A 21,811-nucleotide genomic window follows, 5' to 3' on the forward strand; every position below is an offset into this window, starting at 1 on the left:
TTATATAAAAATACTTTAAGATTATTGAATAAATTTAAATTGGAGCTTGTTTCCCTATAAAAGTAATTACATAATATAATTATACCACTTAAGGTACATTAATATAAAAAAGAACTATTTTAATAAAAATTAAATTCTTATTAAAATAGTTCTAAAACTTTATTTTAATTGTGATATTTTAAAATACAAAATTATTCTTAAACTTATATGTTATATGTTATATGTTTTAAATTCTTTTATTTAACTTTAAAAACTAGCCAAAAAGGTTAGCGAATACAGCTATAATAACAGAATTTGTAAAGTCTACAAGGAATGCTCCTACTACTGGTAATATAAAGAATGCTTTTGGAGATGGTCCAAACTTAGAAGTAACAGCATTCATATTAGCCATACCATTAGGTGTTGCACCCATTCCAAATCCACAGTGACCTGCAGACATAACAGCAGCATCATAATCCTTACCCATAAGTCTAAATGTTATAAAGTATGCGAATATGAACATTAATACTGCTTGGCAACTTAGTAATATTAAAAGTGGTCCAGCCGTCTCTTTTAATTGCCATAATTGTAAACTGATTAAGGCCATTGAAAGGAATACATTTAACGCAATATTTCCTATTGCATCAGTACAAGCTGTATTGATTTTAAATTTCTTAGTTACTTCACCGAAATTTATAACTATAGCTGCAATTATCATAGCATCTATATATGCAGGTAGTGTTACACCTATTTTAGTGAAGAAGATTTCTAATATACTACCTACACCCATACATATAAATATGATTGATAGTGTAGTAAATAATGATTTATATGATAACTCTTCTTTAACAGTAGTTGTAGCTGCTGCGTATTCAAGAGAATCACTTTTTAAATTATTCTTTTGAATTAATTTTTTTCCAATAGGTCCACCGATAATACTACCACAGATAAGACCAAACGTTGCAGCTGCCATTGCTGTAGCTGAAGCACCAGCTAATCCATATTGAGCTTCAAAAGTGTGTCCCCATGTTGCACCAGTTCCATGACCACCAGTCATAGTAATAGAACCTGCAATAAGACCAAGAAGTGGATTAGCACCTATAAGTTTTGAAACAGTAAGTCCGACTATATCTTGTAAAACAACCAAAGATACTGCTGCTATAAAGAACATTATAACTTGTTTTCCACCTTGTTTAATAAGCTTAAAACTAGCACCAAGTCCAATTGTTGTAAAGAATACAAGCATAAATGGATCTTGTAATGTTACATCTAGGTTTATAGTTGCAATATTATATTGTCTAAGTAAAAAGTTTATAATTGCAAAAATAAGACCGCCTATTACAGGGGCAGGAATACAAAATCTTTCTAAAAGTGAAACCTTTTTTTGCAGAAAGGATCCAACATAGTAAAAAATTATTGCTACTGCTAGAGTTTGAATCATACTTAAGTCAATAACCATTAATAATCCTCCTTTATGTAATTAATTAAAAATAAAAGTACTACATTTTAATATTACAACAATATAAAAAATTCAGTCAAATTCAAAATAAGCCAAATTTCGAGAATAATTTATGCTAACACGATAAAATGTCTAATTTTTTCAAATATACTAGTTTTAAAATTGAAAATTATTTCATTTTTTGAATTAAGCTAAAAATACTGATAAATGAAAGAAATAGTTAAAAATTTATCAAATATGGTGAATATATATTTAAATAGAAATAAAAAAATGTTAAGATAAAATAATATCATATAATTTTTTTATAGAAAAGGAAAAAATATAAAAAACTATGCTATATAATATATGAAGGAATTGGATAAACTAAGAAAATAGAATATAATATTTAGTGGGCTAAATGTTAATATGTTATTACATAATTTAAAATAATTGTAATAACACCTGCTATTAATGTTAAAAGAATATCAATGCATTTATTTACAATTAAATTAAAGGAGTGATAAATTTGAAATATTTAATAGGTGTTATAATAGGTGCCATAATAGGATATTTTACCAATTGGTTAGCTATTAAGATGTTATTTAAACCGCATAAAGAGGTAAGGATTCTTGGAGTTAAAGTACCATTTACTCCGGGATTAATACCAAAAGAAAAAGATAGAATTGCTAAAAGTGTTGGAGATGCTGTTGGAGAGCATTTGCTTGATAAGGAAACAATTATAGAGTCATTATGTAGCGAAAAAATTAGCAATTCTATTAAATCATATTTTAAGGATAAGTTTTTAAAAGTTAAGGAAAGTGAAAAAACAATTGGAAATATTTTAGATACAAGTTTACAACTAAATGTTGACAATATTTTAAAAGAAAGTATTTCATCAACTATTTTAAACTCTGAAATTAGTGAAAAAATAAAGAGAGAATGTTCTTTAATTATTGAAAAACAACTTGTAAAAATTATAGAAAAGAATCCTAAAGAAGTATTACTACATAAGGATTACGATAAACTTAAAAACAATTTAATACATAAGGGTAATGAGTATTTAGATAGTGAAGAGTTAATTGGAAATATTAATAACATATTAGAAAAAAATATAAAAATTTTGCAAGACTCAGAAGAGAAACTAAAGGATGTATTACCAGAAGGATTAATAGTAGCTTTAAAAGTTTATGCATGTGATAATCGTGAAAAAATAGCAGAGTATTTAAAAGATATATTAAAAACTGAAAGAACAGAGATTAAAATTAAAGATGGCATAGACAAAGCTATATCTGGAATGAGTCCTATGATATCTATGTTTTTGAAAAGCGATATGATATATGGTAAAGTCTTAGAATATGGAGATGCTTTTTTATCAAATGAAGAAAATATAGATGACCTATCTATGTTAATAACTAATGCTATAGATAGTTTTTCAGAAAAGTCTATAAGTGAAGTTTTAAATAGTGTTTCTTTAGAAAATAAAGAGGAAGTTGTAAAAAACATATCAAATCTAATAGTTTTTAAAGCAAAAGATAATAATATTGTAGACGGTTTTGCTACAAAAATTCAAAATGGATTATTTGAAAATAAAAATAATATAGAAGAAGTATTAAAAACAGTGGATATTGATTCAAAGGATTTAATTAATAAAGTTATAGATATTGTCAATAAAGATGTTTTGAAAGATGATATTATTAAAAATGTTGTAAATTCAATGGTTGAAAATTTAATAACAATAATTAAAAATAAAAAAATCAAAGATATTTTAGTTAGTGTTGATGAAAGGATAATTGATAATATATCAAATAATATTGTTGAAGTTTATAATAGATTTATGCAAAATAGTGGGAAACAACTTGTTGATAGCTTTAATATATCAAGAATAATAGAAGATAAAATTAATAGCTTTGAAGTAGAGTTTGCAGAAAAATTAATTTTGGAAATTGCAAGTAAGGAATTAAGAGCTATAACATGGCTTGGAGGATTACTTGGAGGAATTATGGGACTACTATCACCGATTTTAGGAACTATTCTGTAGTAATTATATAAACTGATTAGGGGGAATTTATTATGATATTTGACTCGCATGCACATTATGATGACACAAGCTTTGATGAAGATAGAGATAAAGTTATAAAAGAAATAAAACACAATGGTGTTATTGGTGTTTTAAATTGTGGATCTGATTTCAATGGTATGAAAATGTCAGTGGAATTGTCTAATAAGCATGATTTTATTTATGCAGCAATAGGTATACACCCATCTTATGCTGACATTGTAGATGAAAAATTAATAGATGAATTAAGAGATATTTATAAAAAAAATAAAAAAGTAAAAGCTATTGGTGAAATTGGACTAGACTATTATTGGGAGGAAAATCCACCAAAGAATATTCAACAAAAGGCTTTTAAAATGCAGATGGAACTTGCAAGAGAGCTTAAAATTCCAGTAGTTATACATGATAGAGATGCACACAAAGATACACTAGATATAATGAAAGAATATCCAGATGTAACAGGAGTAGTTCATTGTTTTTCTGGAAGTGTTGAATTTGCTAAGGAATGTATAAAATTAGGTTACTATATAGGGGTAACAGGAGTGGTTACCTTTAAAAATGCTAAAACTATAAAAGAAGTATTAAAAGAAATACCAATGGAAAAAATATTAGTTGAGACAGACTGTCCATATATGGCTCCAACTCCTAATAGAGGTAAAAGAAATCAATCAGATTATATAAAATATATTATAGAAAATATTATGGAAATAAAAGGAATAAACAGAGCGGATGTGGAAAATATAACTGTATCAAACACTAAGAGGTTATTTAATATATAATTTATTAATAATTTTTACTCTTGTTCCATATAAGTAATAAATAATGAAATATTTTCATTGATATCTAATTTAAGTTATAAGTAACTTGTTTTGTAGATGAATAACTTGGAATTCGTACTTTAATATGACTAATAATGAAAAAATTTAAAGGGTATTTTTATAAGAATTTGTAAAATAATTTAAAACATTGACTGTCATAAAGTAATAATTAATTATTTTAAGTAATATATTTAATTAACATCATCAAAAAAATTTATTAAAAGTCTTCTACTAAGTCTACCCTTAAGGATTGATTTATCTGCAATTACAAGTCGTGAGGTATGATTCAAACTCATGCGTTTACGGAGTCAATTCACAAGAGAATAGTTTGAAATTTGACAGGAATAAAAATCTTAGGTATAATTTCGAGGTACTCTTGTCTAAGGGAGGTATTTTTATGATTAGTAATATAAAAACAAGACTAAGTAGTATTTTTAAGTCTTGGAAAAAAACTCTAGCGGTAGCGACGTGCGTTACTGTTATAGGGGGCGCAGTTACTATAGTAAATATGAAGAAAACTATATCAGTAGTTATTGATGGCCAGGAAGTACAAATAACAACATTAGCAAGTGATTTAGGAAAAATATTAGATAAACAAGAAATAAAGGTAGAATCATTTGATAAGGTATCTGTAGCATTAGACAGTAAAGTGAAAGATGGAGACAAAATTTATATAAAGAAAGCTGTAGATGTTGAAGTAAATGTTGATGGCAAGGTATTGAAATTTAAATCATCAGAAGATAATGTGGAAAATATGTTAGATTCTAAAAAAATTGCAATAAATGATTTAGATAAAATATCACCAACAAAAGACGAACTTCTGCAAGATGGAATGAAAATTAATATAACAAGAGTAGCCAAAGAAGTTAAAAATGAAGTTAAATCGTTAGAATATGCAGTAGAAAAAAGAGAAAATAACGATTTAGCGGAAGGTGCTGAAAATATAGTTCAAGAAGGCCAAAATGGGGAGAAATTAATAACCTCAGAAGTTGTTTACGAAAATGGAAAAGAAGTTTCACGTAAAGTAGTAGGTGAAAAAGTTCAAAAAAATCCAGTAAATAAAATAGTAGACATTGGTACTTTAGCATCTGTAAGAACTTCACGTGGAGCAGAGGAAAATTATACTGATATGGTAGTCATGGAATCCACAGCCTATACAGCAGATAGAGGAAATGATAATGGAATAACAGCATCTGGTACAAGTTGTGTTCGTGACCCAAATGGATATAGTACTATTGCAGTTGACCCAAGAGTGATTCCGTTAGGAACTAAAGTATATATAGAGGGTTATGGGTACGCAATAGCTCAAGACACCGGTGGAGCAATTAAAGGAAATATAATTGATGTTTACTTTAATAGTTATAGTGAAACTATGAATTGGGGAAGAAGAAACGTTAAGGTTTATATTTTAAAATAGGAGCTAAGCTCCTATTTTTTCTTTTTCCCAAAATTTAAGTTGTTATACTGAAAATATAATAAAATAAAATTTATATAAGTATAATTTAAGATAAGGAGTTATAAATGAATTTTAAATTTACAATAAGTGAAGTTATAACAATTGTTATGGCTATGTTGGAACAGTTAGAATCAATAAATGAATTTGGTGTAGAAAATGAAGTGTATTTTCCAAAACCTATAAATGATAAATTGAATAGTATCGAGGATGAAGAATATGATAATTTCATATCTAAAGCATATAAAATAGCAGATAAGGTTTATTTTCTTAAAAGTGGAGAACTTAATGAATTGAATTTTATCCATGAAGAGGTTAATAGTTTAGCACAAGAACTATTAAAAGAATATATTTAAGCAGAGATTAGATTATTTAGAGTTACTTTAAATTATTATAAAAATAGGTATAAAAACTATTTAAAATAAAGCATTTATAGGAATACTAATATAAGACTGTTATAGTGCAATAAATAATTTATGTAAGAGTAGGCTTACTTTTCATATGATATATAATGAGTTATAATATTAAAGTTAGAATTGAAGCATCTTAGAAAAAAATACAAATTTTATATATTTAAAATTTAAAAATGATTATTTTAATATGCTTTATAGTTGATTTGAATTCTAAAGGATGCTATATAGTAGATGTTTGAAACTTAGCATAATATAATTTTAGAAAGTATAGAATAAAGTTATGTAAAAAATCTTAAGATTTTATCTACTATATAGCATCTTTAATATTAAGAAAATATCTTATAAATCTTGGAGGAATGTAATGATTAAAGAAGTAATTGTTGTTGAAGGTAGAGATGATGTTACAGCTGTAAAAAGAGCTGTAGAAGCAGAAGTAATTTCAGTTAGTGGTTTTGGGATAAATGCCAATAGTATAAATAAGATAAAAGAAGCACAAAAGAGACAAGGGGTAATAGTTTTAACAGATCCTGATTTTGCTGGAGAAAAGATAAGAAAAATAATATCAAAAAGAGTTTCAGGAATAAAACATGCCTATATAAGCCAAAAAGATGGAACTAAAGGTGATGATATAGGAGTTGAAAATGCTTCTCCGGAAACTATAATTAGAGCACTAAAAAATGCAAAATGTGAAATGAAAGATGTCCGTAAAGAATTTAATATTCAAGATATGTACTTTTTTAAATTAACTGGAGACAGTAGGTCAAAAGAGAGAAGAGATTGCTTAGGCAATATACTTGGAATTGGTTATGGCAATGCTACTCAATTTGTTACAAGATTAAATAACTATGGAATAAGTAAAGAAGAGTTTGTAAAAGCGATGGAAAAAGTTGAAAAGGAGATAGATAATGAGTAACTTAAATACAAAAGATATTGTAAATAAGTATGATTTTAAGTTTGCTAAAAGTTTAGGACAAAACTTTTTAACAGATGATACTGTATTAGAAGATATAGTAGCAGGTGCAGCAGTATGTAAAGATGATTATGTTATAGAAATAGGACCAGGTGTAGGAACACTTACTGTTGAATTGTTAGGTAAAGCTAAAAGAGTTACGAGTATAGAACTTGATGATAGATTAATACCTATTTTAACAGAGGAACTTAAAGATTATGAAACATTTAACCTTATACATAAAGATGCATTAAAAGTAAATTATACAGAGTTAATTGGCGATGAGAAAAGTGTTAAAGTTGTAGCTAATTTACCTTATTACGTAACAACTCCAATTATAGCAAATCTTTTAAATGGTGAGTATAACTTTAAATCATTAACAATAATGATACAAAAGGAAGTTGCAGAAAGAATAGATGCAGAACCTAGCACAAAGGATTACGGTGCATTTTCATTATTAGTACAATATTATTGTGATACTGCAATAATTAGAAGGGTATCACCATCATGCTTTATACCTTCTCCTAAGGTAGATTCTATAGTAATTAGATTAGATAAATTAGAAAAGCCTAGAATAAGTGTAAAAGATGAAAAATTATTTTTTAATGTAATACGTCAATCATTTAATATGAGAAGAAAAACTTTATGGAACGGTATGAAAAATATAGGATTAGAAAAAGAAAAATTAGAAAAAGCATTTAATACTGCGGGAATAGACCCAAAACGTAGAGGTGAAACTTTAACTATAGAAGAATTCGGAAAGTTAAGTGATGCCATATATGATCAAAAAAATGGATAAAATACATAGTAGATTAAAACTTTATAAATAATTTTAAAAGTTACAAAATAGGTAGAACGCCTAATTTGTAACTTTTATTTTTTTATATATGGAATCAATTTTAAAAAGAGGAATTATTTAAATAATAAAATAATAAGATAATAAAAGAGATATTAGATATATTATAAAATTATCATTTTTTATAGTATAGTTTCATATATTTATAGTGTATAAATTAAATGGAGGTAGCAAAAGTGGCATCTAAAAAAAGTTATAGTAGGTTTTTTATTATTCTGCAAGAAGATGAAAAAGGTCACGGATTGACTTCTGATAAAGCGCCATCAGGTTACACGAAAATAGAAGTTAAAAATAATAAATGTAAATTGTCTTATTATGTTCAAAATTTAAAGAAGAATGATAAAAATTATTATATGGCATTAATCTGTGATAAGGATGATGTTAAAAATATAATAAATGTATCAAAGTTGAACATAGACGATAATGGAAAGGCAGATACTGCATGCGAATACGATGTTAACAATATAGGAAATACGGGAGTATCCTTAGACAAAATAAGTGGTTCTGCAATAATATCCCTAAGCAGTAATAGAATGAAATCTATTATGAGTGGATTTATAACTAATGAAATATCAAAGGATTGGAAAAATTTCAGAGTAATTTCAGAAGAAACCTTATCCCGTGAGCAAAATGTAGAGACTAAATTTGATCAGTATGAGAAAGAAATTGAAGAGAAAAAAAGTGACTTACAAAGGCAAACTAATATAGAAAAAGTGGAAGAAAAAAATATAGGAGTTCAACCTGACTTTAAGGTGGGAGAAGGTAAGGGTAAAGAAAATAGTTTACAAAATGAAACAATCATGAAAGATAAAAAAGAAATTTTAAGAAATGAACCACAGATACAAAAAGAATGTGATTTAGAAATTAAAGAAGATAAGAACATTACAAATTTAGAACAAGTTAATGATGATGAATTTGAGATGTTAAAGGAAAGCGAGATACAAAGACATAAGAAAAAACATGAACATGACAATGAGTGTAAAGAAGAACATAAAGAAGAAAAAAAATCAAAGAAAAAGGAAAAAGAAGAATGCCAAGAATGTAAGGAACATGAACATGACAAAAAATCTAAAGAAGAAAAAATAAATAAAAAAGAACCTCACAATGAAGGTAAAAAAAATCTACATGAAGAGTATCATAATATGGAAAATATCTTTAATTTAAATGAAAAAATGGTTAATGAAAGTCAAGGAATAATGAATAAATTTTTTAAGGATATAGTTAAAGATTTTGAGAAAGTATTAGGATATGATGAAATTAAAAATTGTACATGGTATAAAGTAAATATATATCAGCTAGAAGATATGTATTGTATAAATGATTATAAAAAATATACGGTAGTATATTACCCTTTGATATGTTATTATCCATACATTTCAAAATATAAGCATTGTATGGTAGGTCATAAACATGATAAAAATGGTGATTTAAAATATCTTATTTATGCAATCCCAGGCAAAAAAGCTGAACATGAACAACCATATGGAGGCAAAACTGGATTTGTTACATGGATGCCAAGTAAAAATACCGATGATTATGGATATTGGATAATGTTTTATGATTTTAAAAATTCAACAGTAGTAGTTCCTGTGAAAAAATAAATATGAGGGGGGAGACCCCTTCATTTTTAATTATAGTTTTGTGGATACATATAGGGAAACAAGCTCCAATTTAAATTTATTCAATAACCTTAAAATATTTCTATACAAAATGTAGTGTTGAATTCTAAATGATTCAGAGCATGTCTCACTATTTTGGGTATCCAAGTTTTGGAATAGATAATTTTAAAAGTTAACTTGGAACCCTATATATGTAAATAAGCTCGAATTTAAAGTTATATATGAATCGGAAAAATATTCTCACCTGAAATTTTTGCTAATTTTAAAGTGTTTCCGGTCATGGCTCTATCCAAAATTTAAAGTTTATAAGCTAAAGTATTATTTTGGAATCCTATAAATAATAGAATTAAGTATCTATAAATAAAAAGCTTCTATTTTAAAAATGCTGCTTTGAAGCTTTGTAATAAGTTGTTTAACATATATTTACAAGTAATGTTTAGGGGGATAAAAATATGAGTTTCAATGAATTTGATAGAAAAAAAACTGGATTAGCAATTATTATGGTAGGGCTTATGATAATGGTAATAGGAATAGGAAATTTTTTTCAAGATAAATTAAAGGAAACTACTTTAACACAAAACAATATATCTTCATTCAAAATATATAAAATTAATGAAACTATTAATTATAGCCTTCCTGACACATGGATTAACAGTGAAGGGAAGGCAAGTAATGATATAGAATATAATAGTGAATTTATATCTGAGGATGGAGTAATAAAAGGAAACGTTAAATTATATAAAGATGAATTTAAACAAAATGAATTATTAAAAGAGCATAGTGACAATTTGAAGTCATTAGGTATAAAAGAATATAAAAGAAGAACTGTTAAATTGAAAAATGGTAAAGGAACTTTGATAGAGTATAAAAATAAATTATCGGATAGCAAAGTGTATAGAAATTATGATTATATAATAAATTTAAATAATAAAAATATAGTTGTTAATTTTTATATGGATGATAAAAGCTATAAAGAAAATACACCTACGTTATTAGATAAAATTGTAAAAAATATTCAATGCAATTAATGTTTGATTAAATAACATACAAGTATTATAATAAAGATATTAATAAAAGAGGAGCATTGGCTTCTCTTTTATTAATATAGGTATACAATAAGTATAAAGTTAAAAATGAATAAATTATATGGTGATTTTGGAATCATATATAAAAAGAATATATGAAAATAAATTTAAATGATTTTTGGAGGGCTAATGTGAAAAAAAATAAAAAATATTTAATAATCATAATATGTTTTACTGCAATGATTGCCTTAAATGGATGTTCTTTAAAAAAAGATAATGGGGCATTTAGTTTTATGAAAGATACCAATGTTATGAAAATAACTATTCAAAGTACGAGAGACCAAAGTTATAAGTTTACTGTTACAGATAAAGATGTAATAAATGACATTTATAAAATACTTTTAAAGGCAAAAAAAGTTGAGGAAAAGAGTACATTGTCACCAGACTATATTTTTGAAATATATGAAGGCCCTGAAAATATACATAAATTTAATTATATTACAGGATTAGATAAAGCTGAAGGTGCTAATTTTTATGATGGAAATAATAATTATATAGTTTCTAAAAGATTAGATAATGACATAATAAAGAACTTTTGGAACATAAGAAAGCCCTTAGATTTTGAAAAAGTTTATTATAATTCTATACTGAAAGGTCTAGATCAATATTTAAATAATGAAGGCAAAGGTTTAAAAGTTGCTGTAAACTTAGATAAAGATTTAGAAATGGCTAAATTTGTATTATCAACAGATTTGCTTAAATTTGAAAAGAATTTAAGTAAGCTAAATAATGTAACTCTTATTGGTGATAAAAAAGAAGAAGAGTTTGATGCAGTAATGAGTTTGAAAACAGAGGGATATACATCAACTAAGTATAAAGGCATCATAACATTTTCAGGAAAAGCAGGATCTAATGATCAAATTTATTATATAAATGATGTATATGAGAACGGCGGTTGGAATATTAGTATAACTAAAGAAAAACCAGAAAATTTTTAGTTCATTTATATTTAGTTTTGATAAATTAAAAAGATTATATAGAAATTTTAAATAAACACTATTAAAAGTTAATAGTGTTTATTTTAGTTGCATTAAAAAAAATTAGACATATTTAGTGTATCTTTTTTATTATGTAATGTAGATAGATTTACATTGTCCCCTACATTAGAATTTGATGGTAATGAATTAAGCGGAATATTTATTATAAAACTATTAGAAATTTCAACAAAAGCGTCAGTACTATTTAAATCTATAATTTTACCAAACAATAAAAACACCTCTTTTATGTAAGTTTTGTTTATTAAAAATAGCTATGGTGAAACAAGATAGAATTTTAATTTATTCTAAATATATTTATGAAATTAAGGTACTTTCTATGATGTGAGCACTTTTGTAAATAGCCACCTTTTGAAATTAATAACCTTAAAAGTTAACTTGAAACTTTATATTGTATTTATATTTTAAACAAATATTAATTGCAGTATTCATTAGAAGTATAAAAATAAATATGATTAGTAATTATTTCATAACAATAACCTGTAAATAAAATAATTTACAGGTTAAAGTTTTTTAAATTATAGTTTAAGCATTTATTGAAATCATGATAATCTTAAAATTATAAAAATTATCATAAATAGGATCAAAAATTATAATTTAGAAACATTTGTAGCTTGAGGTCCTTTTTCACCTTCAACTACATCAAATTCTACTTTTTGTCCTTCTTCTAAGGATTTATAACCATCATCTTTTATGGATGAAAAATGAACAAAAACGTCTTCTTCACCTTCTACAGATAAAAATCCAAATCCTTTTTCGGCATTAAACCATTTTACAGTACCTATCATAAAAAAATTCCTCCTAAATAAAACAAATTCATAAAATTTAAATTTGATACTAGTTTTTACTATTTATAAATTTTTATACTATAAATATTATTAAATATTTAAATTTAATCTTTTTTATAAGTTTAATATAAAAAATTAATTTATAAAATTTCATAATTAAGTTAATAAAAATAGTACATACGGTACTATGCAAGGATTATACTCAATATATTAAAATAAGCAAAATAATTTGAAAATAACAAATAGGGTTAATAATTAAGTGCATAATTTAATATATAAAAAATTATAATATAAAGCTAGAAAAAAAACATGTCAATTTGACTACATAAGTGAAAAAGGAAATAAGAATACATTAAGATGAGAATTTTAAGTTTTAAGTCATTTTTCTATACACATTCGCTAATTGATATAAATATTTTACTAGAGTATAATAGACCGAGTGCAATATATCGTGTTTGAGGGGGTAGTTTATGCTATATGTTGTGAAAAGAGATGGTAGAAGAGCTGAATTTAACTCTGTTAAAATAACAAATGCAATTAAAGGTGCAGCAGATGAAATTTCATATAATCTACTTGAAAGCGAAAAAATAGAATTAACTCAAAAGATAATTAAAAGAATTGAAAAATTAAATGTAGAAGAACTTACTGTAGAGCAAGTACAGAATATGGTTCAAGAAACATTATTAGAAAACGGGCATAAGCCTATAGGTGTAGCTTATGCTAACTATAGAAAAGAAAGAACTAGATTAAGAGAAATTAAATCAGATTTAATGAAGGCCATTGAACAAATAGGTGTGGAAACAGATAGAGATAATGCAAATGTTGGAAACAACTTTAGTTCAAAACTTCTTAGAATAGCAAGTGAATCAAATAAATGGTTTAATTTATCAACAATGCCAAAGCATTTATCTAAAGCCCATGAAAATGGAGATCTATATTATCATGACTTAGATAGTTATAACTTAACAGTAAACTGTCTACATATACCAACTAAAGAGGTGTTAGAGAGAGGTTTTAACACAGGTTATGGATATCTAAGAAAAGCTAAACGTATAGACTCAGCAGCAGAACTGTCTTGTATATTACTTCAATCAACTCAAAATGATATGTTTGGAGGACAATCTCATCCAGATTTTGATAATGACTTATCTGTATTTGTAGAACCAACAAGAGAAGAATTAAGAAAAGAATTTGAAGAATTAGGAATCCCAAAAGAAAACATAGAAGTAGCAGTAGAGAAAAAAGTTAATAGAATGATTGAACAGTCTATGCAAGGGATTGTATATAATTTAAATACAATGCATTCTAGAGCAGGCTCACAAGTTCCTTTTTCATCAATAAATATTGGAACGCCTGATAATAAAGATGCAGCACTTATATGTGAAAAGTTTTTAATTGAATATGAAAAAGGATTAGGTAAAGGAGAACAACCTATTTTCCCTAACATAATATTTAGAGTTAAAACAGGAATAAATAAGGAGCCTAATGATCCATACTACTACTTATTTAAATTAGCTTGTAGAGTAGCTAGTAAGAGAATGAATCCAACATTTATGAATATAGATGCGGATTTCAATAAGGAATATTACGATAAAGGATATATGCCAGCAACAATGGGATGTAGAACTTACCTTATGAGTAATTGTAATGGAGAGCCGGGAACTAAGGGAAGAGGTAATATAGCACCAACAACTATAAATCTTCCAAGAGTAGGTATTCTTGCTAAAGGCGATAAAGAAAGGTTCTTTTCTTTATTAGAAACTAGATTAGAACAAGCAAGTGAATCATTAATGCATAGATATAATGTATTAAAAAACTTAAGAATTAAAGATTTACCATTTGTTGCAGGTCAAGGACTTTTAAAGGGTTCAGAGGGATTAGGATCCGATGATTCTATAGAACCTATTTTAAAACAAGGTAGTTTTGCAATAGGATTTATAGGTCTTGCTGAAACTTTAATAGCACTTACAGGAAAGCATCATGGTCAGTGTGAAGAGTCAAGAAAGCTTGGAGAAGAAATTATAACATTTATGAGAGCCTTTACGGACAAGTTAACTAAAGAAACTAGTCTAAACTGGGGATGTTATGCAACACCAGCAGAAGGTTTAAGTGGTAAATTTATATTACAAGATAAGAAGGTATTTGGAGAAGTAAAAGGGGTAACTGATAAAGATTACTATACAAATAGTTATCATATACCAGTAGGGTTCCCAATATCAATAATAGATAAAATTCAAATAGAAGCTCCATATCACAAGCTTTGTAACTCAGGTCATATAAGTTATTTAGAAGTTGATGATTATCCATCACCAGAAGTTGTTGAGGATATTATTAAGTATGCTTATAATAACAGTAACATAAGCTATATAGGTATAAATTTCCATATTAAATATTGTAGAGATTGTGGTACGTACTTAAAACCAGATAAATTTGAATGTCCCACTTGCGGAAGTTCAAATATTCAAGGTGTATCAAGAGTAACTGGATACTTAAGCTTAGATGAAAGATTTGGTCCGGGAAAATACCATGAAAGAGAAGACAGATTAGCACATACAGAAAATCATAAAAAAATCTATGCAATAGAGGAATAATATAATTTTATAATAAGGAAGGGTGTTACAATGCTAACTAGAAGATGGTTAGTTTTGTAACATCCTTTTTTAGTTAGCATTGTAACAGCATTTTATCTAAATTTAAAATTAATCAGAGGTTATAATCCTATTGGTTAAATGGTAATATAATAGAAAAAGGAAATTTCTATAATCTTGTAAATGTAAAAGGATATTTTTACAATCTTTACAGTATAGCATAATTATAAGATTAGTTAAGAAAACTATATTTTGATAGAATATAATTAAATAATATATTAGGTTTTGGAGGTTTTTTATGAATTTAACATGGTTAGGGCATGCGTGCTTTTTAATTGAAACAAATGAAGGTACTAAAATTATTACAGATCCTTTTGATGAGACTGTAGGATATCCTATTTATAAAGGGAAGGTAGATATTGTAACTGTAAGCCATGAGCATTTTGATCATAATTACACTAAGTTTTTTAGTGATTATGCTCAAATAGTGCGTACGCCAAAGTCCTTTGATTTTAAAGGTGTATCAATACAAGGATTTCCATCATTTCATGATGAAGTTAAAGGTGCAAAACGTGGAGAAAATACTATTTTTAAAATAGAGTGTGATGGAATAAAAATTTGTCATTTAGGTGATTTAGGACATTTATTAACAGAGGAAGATATAGACCTTATAGGAGATGTAGATGTGCTTTTAATTCCAGTTGGTGATAACTATACATTAGGTGGAAAAGAAGGTGCTAAATTATCAAAAATGATAAATAGTAAAATAACTATACCTATGCATTATAAAACTCCACAATTAACTTTTGAATTAGATGGAGTAGAAAACTTTTTAACACATATGAAAATTGGAGAAAAGGTTAGTAATAGTTCAATAAATATTGAAGAATATATAGAAGAAAATAAAAAGAAAGTGCTAGTATTAACACTTTCCTAGATAGTAACTTAAGAATAAAAAATAGAGTTATAGTTTAAAAGTGAATAGGTAGTAGAGTTTTACATTAGTCTAAATTAAACTCTACTACTTTATTTTTATTTAAGCTTTCTTTTACATTTATGATTCTTTGATTACTTGAACCTCTATATTTTAAATTATCATCTTTTTTTGATTCATCAAATTTTCCATCAACTAACACATCAATATTTTTAAGTAGTTCATTCCAAGAAGGATTTTTTTCGGAATTTTTCACAATGTGCTCAAATGTATACCCTGTATAACACCAAACGTTTTTATTAGTTTTTTTTATTTCTTTAGCAATTTTAGCAAAAGCATTTGCCTGTTCTAAAGGATCACCACCACTAAATGTTACACCACTTATAAGTGGATTTCTATTTATGTCTTCAATTAGAATATCTAGTTTATAGTCTGTTCCACAACCAAAACCATGGGTATGTGGATTGAAACACTTTTTACAGTTATGTTTACAACCTTGAGCAAATAGAACACGTCTAATACCAGGACCATTATTTAAACTTTCATGTATGATACCAGCTAAATTAACTTTTTCTTCCATGACAAACGACTCCTAACTTATGTAATACTTAGTATAATACTAAGTATACTATAATATTAATGATATAAAAATACTCTTATTTTGTGTATAAAATTGTATAATCGACTACATAATATTAGGTATAGTTTAAATTAACATTAAGTTTTTGATTAATATAAGTTTTATATAATTGACAATAAAAAAGTACTGTACTATAATTTATTTAAAATTGAAAATTTCTTTTTAAAAAGCTACGAATAGGAAAAGTATTTTATCATGTAACTTAAAGAGAGCGAGGGATGGTGTGAACCTTGCAGTGATGGATAAATGAAAATCACCTAGGAGCTGAAAACTGAATTTTAGTAAGTTTATCCGTATTTCTGCGTTAAAGAATAGAGTATTAAATTGTACTTGAATTATCTTACCATAGGTGGTATACCGAAGTTATCTTCGTCCTATTTAGGACGGAGTTTTTTTATTTTTAAAATTTAATACAAATTAGGATGTAAGTATAACTTCTATGTTTTACTATATAAAATTAGGTATAGGAAAGGAGCTAAAAATATGTATAAGAAAATTGATGCTTCTAAAAGTTTTATGGATTTAGAAAAAGATGTATTAAAACTTTGGGAAGAAAAAAATGTAATTCAAAAGAACTTTGATTCAAATGAAGATGGAGAGTATTTCACTTTTTATGATGGACCTCCAACTGCAAACGGGAAACCTCATGTAGGTCACGTTTTAACAAGAGTTATGAAGGATATAATCCCTAGATATAAAGTTATGAAGGGATATAAAGTTTTAAGAAAAGCTGGATGGGATACTCATGGACTTCCAGTTGAACTTGAAATAGAGAAAAAGCTTGGAATATCAGGAAAACCACAAATAGAAAAGTACGGGGTAGAGGATTTCGTTAAACAATGTAAGGAAAGCGTTTTTACATATGTTGAAATGTGGAGACAAATGTCTGAAAGATTAGCTTATTGGGTAGACATGGATACTCCTTATGTAACTTTCCATAATAATTATATAGAATCTGTTTGGTGGGCATTAAAACAAATGTGGGATAAAGAATTAATTTACAAAGGTTTTAAAATAATGCCTTATTGTCCAAGATGTGGAACTACATTATCTTCACATGAAGTTGCACAAGGATATAAAGATGTAAAAGACAGCTCTGTATATGTTAAATTTAAACTTAAAGATGAAGATAAATATGTTTTAGTTTGGACAACAACTCCTTGGACTTTACCAAGTAATGTTGCCTTAGCTGTTAACAAAAAATATGATTATGTAGAAGTTATTCAAGAAGAAGAACATATAATAGTATCTAAGTCTTTATTAGGAAAATTACAAGGTGAATATGAAATAGTTAGTGAATTTAAAGGTGAAGAGCTTTTAGGCAAAGAGTACGAGCAAATGTTCACATTCGAAACTCCAAATAAAAAAGCATTTTACATTGTTCATGGAGATTATGTAACACTAACTGATGGTACTGGTATAGTTCATATAGCACCTGCATATGGTGATGATGATAGTAAAATCGGTCAATTATATGGATTACCTATGATTAATTTAGTTGATGCAGAAGGTAAATTTGTAGATAAAGTAACTCCTTGGGCTGGAATATTTGTAAAAAAAGCAGATGAAAAAATAATTAATGCATTAAAAGAAGAAGGAAAACTTTATAAGAGTGAAAAATTCTTACACTCATATCCACATTGTTGGAGATGTGATACACCTCTTCTTTATTATCCAAGAGATAGCTGGTTTGTAAAAATGACAGCTGTTAGAGATAAATTAGTAGAAAATAACAATAAAATAAACTGGATGCCAGATAATATTAGAACAGGAAGAATGGGAAATTTCTTAGAAGGTGTTATTGACTGGGGAATTTCAAGAAATAGATACTGGGGTACTCCACTTCCAATATGGGAATGCGAATGCGGACATAGAGAAATGATAGGAAGCATTGCAGAACTTAAGGAAAAAGGAATAAATGTTCCAGACGATATAGAACTTCATAAGCCATATATCGATAATGTGCATTTAAATTGTCCTCATTGTTCTAAAGAAATGACAAGAGTAGAGGAAGTTATAGATTGCTGGTTTGACTCTGGTTCAATGCCATTTGCTCAACATCACTATCCATTTGAAAATAAAGAACTATTTGAAGAGAATTTCCCAGCACAATTTATTTCAGAAGCTGTTGACCAAACAAGAGGATGGTTCTATACATTACTTGCAATATCAACAGTAGTATTTGAAAAGAATCCATTTGAAAACTGTATAGTACTTGGACACGTTTTAGATAAAGACGGATTAAAAATGTCTAAACATAAAGGAAATGTATTAAGTCCATTTACTGTATTAGAAAATCAAGGTGCAGATGCTTTAAGATGGTATTTCTACACTGCTAGTGCACCATGGTTACCATCAAGATTCTATGAAGAGGCAGTTATAGAAGCTCAAAGAAAGTTCATAGGAACATTATGGAATGTATACTCTTTCTATATTTTATATGCTGAGTTAGATAAATTTGATCCAACTAAATACGAAGATTTTGTATCTGAGAATGTAATGGACAAATGGATGATGTCTAAACTTAATTCATTAGTTAAATCCACTGATGAACATTTAGAAAATTATAGAATAACACAAGGTGCTAAAGAACTTGAAGAATTTGTTGATGAACTTTCAAATTGGTATGTAAGAAGAAATAGATCTAGATACTGGGTTGAAGAATTAACAGAAGATAAAATAGGCGCATATATGACACTTTATAGAGTGCTAACTACTTTAGCTAAGATTGCCTCTCCATTTATACCATTTGTAACAGAGGAAATCTATCAAAACTTAGTAGTTGCATTCGATAAAAATGCACCAGAAAGTGTTCACTTATGTAAATGGCCAGAATACAAAGCTGAATTAGCAGATGCTAATTTAGAAGAAGATATGGATAGAGCATATACAATAGTTAAGCTTGGAAGAAGTGCAAGAAATGGAGCTAACATAAAGAATAGACAGCCACTTGGTAAAATGTTAGTTTCTGCAAAGTCTCTTCCAGAGTATTATGGAGATATAGTTAAGGATGAGCTTAATATAAAAGAAGTAGAGCTAGGTGCAGACCTTTCTAAATATGTTAACTTTGAAATAAAACCAAATCTTCCTGTACTAGGAAAGGCTTATGGTAAATTAATACCAGGAATAAGAAAAGCTATTGGCGAAATGAACCAAATGGAACTTGCACAAACTATAAATAATGGAAACACTGTAAATATAGAAGTTAATGGAACTGATATAGAATTAAATAGTGAAAAGTTATTAATAACAATGCAAGGTCTTGAGGGATATGCATTTGCTGGTGAAGGTGAAATGGGAGTAGTTTTAGATACTACAATTACTCAAGAGCTTAGAGAAGAAGGTCATGTAAGAGAGATATTAAGTAAAATCCAAAACATGAGAAAAGAAAGTGGATTTGAAGTTGCAGATAAAATTAATATCTATGTTTCAGGAAATGAAATGTTAGAAAATATAATTAAGAAGTTTGAAGAACAAATAGCAAAAGATACTCTTGCAGTAGAAATTGTTTATGGTGGAAATGCAAACTATCAAGAAGTTAAAGTTAACGGAGAAAATTTAAAACTTACAGTTGAAAAACTATAGTATATTTAGGAGAGTATTTAAAATGATTTTTATTATTTTAGGAGATACTCTCCTTTTATTTTTAAAATTTGTAATAAAAGGTATAGAATGTAGGGAATAAAAATAAAATATATTAGATATCAAGATAATAATTATAGTTATTTTATTGGGAGGATTTTATGGTTTGGGATAAAAATATATTTTATATAATTATTGCATTTAACCTACCTATAATAATTATGTTTTTAGTATTTTTTAGAAATAATATTAATAATAAAATTAATAAAAGAAATTTAGAGGAAAATGAAAATTTAGATGAAGACTCAATTGTTAAAGCTAATAATAAGAAAGTTATAGCTAAAGAACTTATAAAGTCAATTTGCATACCGTCACTATTAATATTTTTTGATTATTATATTTGTATAAAAATGTTGGAAATTCTGTGAATGTTTCAATAAAAACAGGATTAATTGTTAGAAAATTTAATTTATATTTAAAAGAATGTAGACATATTGTTGTTTTATAACATATATTTTAATTTATAGGGAAAAACTATTGTAAATTGCACAAGTATAACTTACTATAGATAGTAAGTTTAATTTATAATAGGAGTGATTAATGTGGCGGCTTCAATAAAAGATGTAGCTAAAGAAGCGGGAGTATCAATAGCAACTGTTTCTAGAGTATTAAATGGTATAAATGTGGTTAATGAGGATACTAAGAAAAAAGTGCTAGATGCTATAGATAAATTAGGCTATAGACCTAACATCTTAGCTAGGAGCTTAAAGACTCATAAATCTAGCACTATAGGGATTATAATTCCAGATATAGCAAGTGATATTTTCCCAGAAGTTGTTAGGGGAGCAGAAGATGTTGCTAATATATATAACTACAATATAATGTTATGTAATACAGACTTGGATATAGAAAAAGAAAAAGATAGTTTTAGAATGTTAAAAGAAAAAATGGTTGACGGTATATTATATATGGGAAATGCTCTTGTAAAAGAAGTAGAAGACTTTATAAATGAACTAGAAATACCTGTAGTAACTGTGGGAACAGAAGATTCTCAAAAAAAATATCCAAGTGTAACTATAGATATATTTCAAGCTGCATATGATGCAACAAAATATCTTATAGAAAAAGGTAATAAAAAAATAGCTTATATTGGATTTTTCCCTGAAATGTATGGAGGAAATTACCAAAAATTTTTTGAAGGATATAAAAAAGCTGTTGAAGAAGATTTAGAGTACAATGATAATTTAGTGTATTTTTCATCCTTAAATGCGCAAGAAGGATTTAAAGGTACAAACGAAATATTAAGTAAAAATTCTTTTGATGCTATTTTTTGTAGCAGTGATGAAGTTGCAGTTGGTGCTATAAATGCTTTAAGAGAAAAAAATATAAAAGTGCCAGATGAAGTAAGTGTTATGGGATTTAATGATACAGACTTAGCAGCTATGTATTATCCAACTTTAACAACAGTATCTCAACCACTATATGATATGGGTTCTTTAAGTATGAGAGCTTTAATTAAAATTTTAAATAAAGACGAAATTGATACTAAAGAATTTGTTTTACCATATGAAATAGTTGAAAGAAATTCTTGTAAATAAAAAAAGAGGCAAAGCCTCTT

Annotated in this window: 18 protein-coding genes and 1 other annotated feature; of the genes, 14 read left to right on the top strand and 4 right to left on the bottom strand. The window is 26.9% G+C overall.

Annotated elements, in window-relative coordinates; all coding sequences use genetic code 11:
- Positions 1-253: 253 nt before the first annotated feature.
- Complete coding sequence (gltS, locus tag AZI32_RS00900; RefSeq protein ID WP_061994038.1) at positions 254-1,438, bottom strand: sodium/glutamate symporter; 1,185 nt, start codon at positions 1,436-1,438, stop codon at positions 254-256.
- A 505-nt stretch (positions 1,439-1,943) separates the two neighbouring features.
- Between gltS and AZI32_RS00905 the strand changes: the two genes are divergently transcribed.
- The 9 genes from AZI32_RS00905 (at position 1,944) to AZI32_RS00945 (ending at position 11,604) form a co-directional block, all read left to right on the top strand.
- Entirely contained in the window at positions 1,944-3,455 is a 1,512-nt protein-coding gene (locus AZI32_RS00905) for a DUF445 family protein (protein WP_061994039.1), read from the top strand.
- A gap of 32 nt (positions 3,456-3,487) precedes the next feature.
- Entirely contained in the window at positions 3,488-4,252 is a 765-nt protein-coding gene (locus AZI32_RS00910) for a TatD family hydrolase (protein WP_061994040.1), read from the top strand.
- A 436-nt stretch (positions 4,253-4,688) separates the two neighbouring features.
- Positions 4,689-5,708 (top strand): 3D domain-containing protein, encoded by a 1,020-nt coding sequence (locus AZI32_RS00915; RefSeq protein ID WP_061994041.1) that lies wholly within the window; start codon positions 4,689-4,691, stop codon positions 5,706-5,708.
- A gap of 104 nt (positions 5,709-5,812) precedes the next feature.
- The gene (locus AZI32_RS00920; protein ID WP_061994042.1) at positions 5,813-6,100 is read left to right on the top strand and encodes a hypothetical protein; all 288 of its coding nucleotides are present in this window, start codon (positions 5,813-5,815) and stop codon (positions 6,098-6,100) included.
- Positions 6,101-6,518: 418 nt separating this feature from the next.
- Positions 6,519-7,070, top strand: a complete 552-nt coding sequence (gene rnmV, locus AZI32_RS00925; RefSeq protein WP_061994043.1) for a ribonuclease M5 — start codon at positions 6,519-6,521, stop codon at positions 7,068-7,070.
- Positions 7,063-7,905, top strand: a complete 843-nt coding sequence (gene rsmA, locus AZI32_RS00930; protein ID WP_061994044.1) for a 16S rRNA (adenine(1518)-N(6)/adenine(1519)-N(6))-dimethyltransferase RsmA — start codon at positions 7,063-7,065, stop codon at positions 7,903-7,905. The genes rnmV and rsmA overlap by 8 nt, the downstream gene beginning before the upstream one ends.
- A gap of 233 nt (positions 7,906-8,138) precedes the next feature.
- Positions 8,139-9,563, top strand: a complete 1,425-nt coding sequence (locus tag AZI32_RS00935; protein ID WP_061994045.1) for a hypothetical protein — start codon at positions 8,139-8,141, stop codon at positions 9,561-9,563.
- Positions 9,564-10,033: 470 nt separating this feature from the next.
- Entirely contained in the window at positions 10,034-10,609 is a 576-nt protein-coding gene (locus tag AZI32_RS00940; RefSeq protein ID WP_061994046.1) for a hypothetical protein, read from the top strand.
- A 188-nt stretch (positions 10,610-10,797) separates the two neighbouring features.
- A complete protein-coding gene (locus tag AZI32_RS00945) occupies positions 10,798-11,604 on the top strand; it encodes a hypothetical protein (protein ID WP_061994047.1) in 807 nt (268 codons plus the stop codon).
- 92 nt (positions 11,605-11,696) lie between these two features.
- Here AZI32_RS00945 and AZI32_RS18715 read toward each other — a convergent pair whose 3' ends face one another.
- Positions 11,697-11,873, bottom strand: a complete 177-nt coding sequence (locus AZI32_RS18715; RefSeq protein WP_164474733.1) for a hypothetical protein — start codon at positions 11,871-11,873, stop codon at positions 11,697-11,699.
- Positions 11,874-12,251: 378 nt separating this feature from the next.
- Positions 12,252-12,449 carry a cold-shock protein gene (locus tag AZI32_RS00950; RefSeq protein WP_061994048.1) on the bottom strand — a complete coding sequence of 66 codons (198 nt, stop codon included), beginning with the start codon at positions 12,447-12,449 and terminating at the stop codon, positions 12,252-12,254.
- Between the two features lie 470 nt (positions 12,450-12,919).
- On the opposite strand from AZI32_RS00950, the gene nrdD reads away from it, so the two are divergent.
- The gene (gene nrdD, locus AZI32_RS00955; RefSeq protein ID WP_061994049.1) at positions 12,920-15,040 is read left to right on the top strand and encodes an anaerobic ribonucleoside-triphosphate reductase; all 2,121 of its coding nucleotides are present in this window, start codon (positions 12,920-12,922) and stop codon (positions 15,038-15,040) included.
- A 295-nt stretch (positions 15,041-15,335) separates the two neighbouring features.
- Positions 15,336-15,974 (top strand): MBL fold metallo-hydrolase, encoded by a 639-nt coding sequence (locus AZI32_RS00960; RefSeq protein ID WP_061994050.1) that lies wholly within the window; start codon positions 15,336-15,338, stop codon positions 15,972-15,974.
- Positions 15,975-16,038: 64 nt separating this feature from the next.
- Here the strand turns inward: AZI32_RS00960 and nrdG are convergent, their stop codons facing one another.
- Positions 16,039-16,551: an anaerobic ribonucleoside-triphosphate reductase activating protein gene (nrdG, locus tag AZI32_RS00965; RefSeq protein ID WP_061994051.1), complete on the bottom strand. Its 513-nt coding sequence runs from the start codon at positions 16,549-16,551 to the stop codon at positions 16,039-16,041.
- A gap of 223 nt (positions 16,552-16,774) precedes the next feature.
- Positions 16,775-16,991: a binding site (T-box leader), on the top strand.
- A gap of 103 nt (positions 16,992-17,094) precedes the next feature.
- Here nrdG and ileS point away from each other — a divergent pair.
- The 3 genes from ileS to AZI32_RS00980 all read left to right on the top strand — a co-directional run bounded on the left by ileS (position 17,095) and on the right by AZI32_RS00980 (position 21,791).
- Entirely contained in the window at positions 17,095-20,196 is a 3,102-nt protein-coding gene (gene ileS / locus AZI32_RS00970; protein WP_061994052.1) for an isoleucine--tRNA ligase, read from the top strand.
- Positions 20,197-20,354: 158 nt separating this feature from the next.
- Positions 20,355-20,621 (top strand): hypothetical protein, encoded by a 267-nt coding sequence (locus AZI32_RS00975; protein WP_061994053.1) that lies wholly within the window; start codon positions 20,355-20,357, stop codon positions 20,619-20,621.
- A gap of 174 nt (positions 20,622-20,795) precedes the next feature.
- The gene (locus AZI32_RS00980) at positions 20,796-21,791 is read left to right on the top strand and encodes a LacI family DNA-binding transcriptional regulator (RefSeq protein ID WP_061994054.1); all 996 of its coding nucleotides are present in this window, start codon (positions 20,796-20,798) and stop codon (positions 21,789-21,791) included.
- The last annotated feature ends 20 nt before the right edge of the window (positions 21,792-21,811 follow it).

This window comes from Clostridium sp. ATCC 25772, assembly GCF_001573875.1.
GTDB classification, from domain to species: domain Bacteria; phylum Bacillota; class Clostridia; order Clostridiales; family Clostridiaceae; genus Clostridium_J; species Clostridium_J senegalense.

What these genes read in the sequence shown, in the direction of transcription:
- gltS (WP_061994038.1), bottom strand. Translation starts at nt 1,438, where the DNA reads ATGGTTATTGACTTAAGTATGATTCAAACTCTAGCAGTAGCAATAATT.
- AZI32_RS00910 (WP_061994040.1), top strand. Translation starts at nt 3,488, where the DNA reads ATGATATTTGACTCGCATGCACATTATGATGACACAAGCTTTGATGAA.
- AZI32_RS00915 (WP_061994041.1), top strand. Translation starts at nt 4,689, where the DNA reads ATGATTAGTAATATAAAAACAAGACTAAGTAGTATTTTTAAGTCTTGG.
- AZI32_RS00920 (WP_061994042.1), top strand. Translation starts at nt 5,813, where the DNA reads ATGAATTTTAAATTTACAATAAGTGAAGTTATAACAATTGTTATGGCT.
- rnmV (WP_061994043.1), top strand. Translation starts at nt 6,519, where the DNA reads ATGATTAAAGAAGTAATTGTTGTTGAAGGTAGAGATGATGTTACAGCT.
- rsmA (WP_061994044.1), top strand. Translation starts at nt 7,063, where the DNA reads ATGAGTAACTTAAATACAAAAGATATTGTAAATAAGTATGATTTTAAG.
- AZI32_RS00940 (WP_061994046.1), top strand. Translation starts at nt 10,034, where the DNA reads ATGAGTTTCAATGAATTTGATAGAAAAAAAACTGGATTAGCAATTATT.
- AZI32_RS00950 (WP_061994048.1), bottom strand. Translation starts at nt 12,449, where the DNA reads ATGATAGGTACTGTAAAATGGTTTAATGCCGAAAAAGGATTTGGATTT.
- nrdD (WP_061994049.1), top strand. Translation starts at nt 12,920, where the DNA reads ATGCTATATGTTGTGAAAAGAGATGGTAGAAGAGCTGAATTTAACTCT.
- AZI32_RS00960 (WP_061994050.1), top strand. Translation starts at nt 15,336, where the DNA reads ATGAATTTAACATGGTTAGGGCATGCGTGCTTTTTAATTGAAACAAAT.
- nrdG (WP_061994051.1), bottom strand. Translation starts at nt 16,551, where the DNA reads ATGGAAGAAAAAGTTAATTTAGCTGGTATCATACATGAAAGTTTAAAT.
- ileS (WP_061994052.1), top strand. Translation starts at nt 17,095, where the DNA reads ATGTATAAGAAAATTGATGCTTCTAAAAGTTTTATGGATTTAGAAAAA.
- AZI32_RS00975 (WP_061994053.1), top strand. Translation starts at nt 20,355, where the DNA reads ATGGTTTGGGATAAAAATATATTTTATATAATTATTGCATTTAACCTA.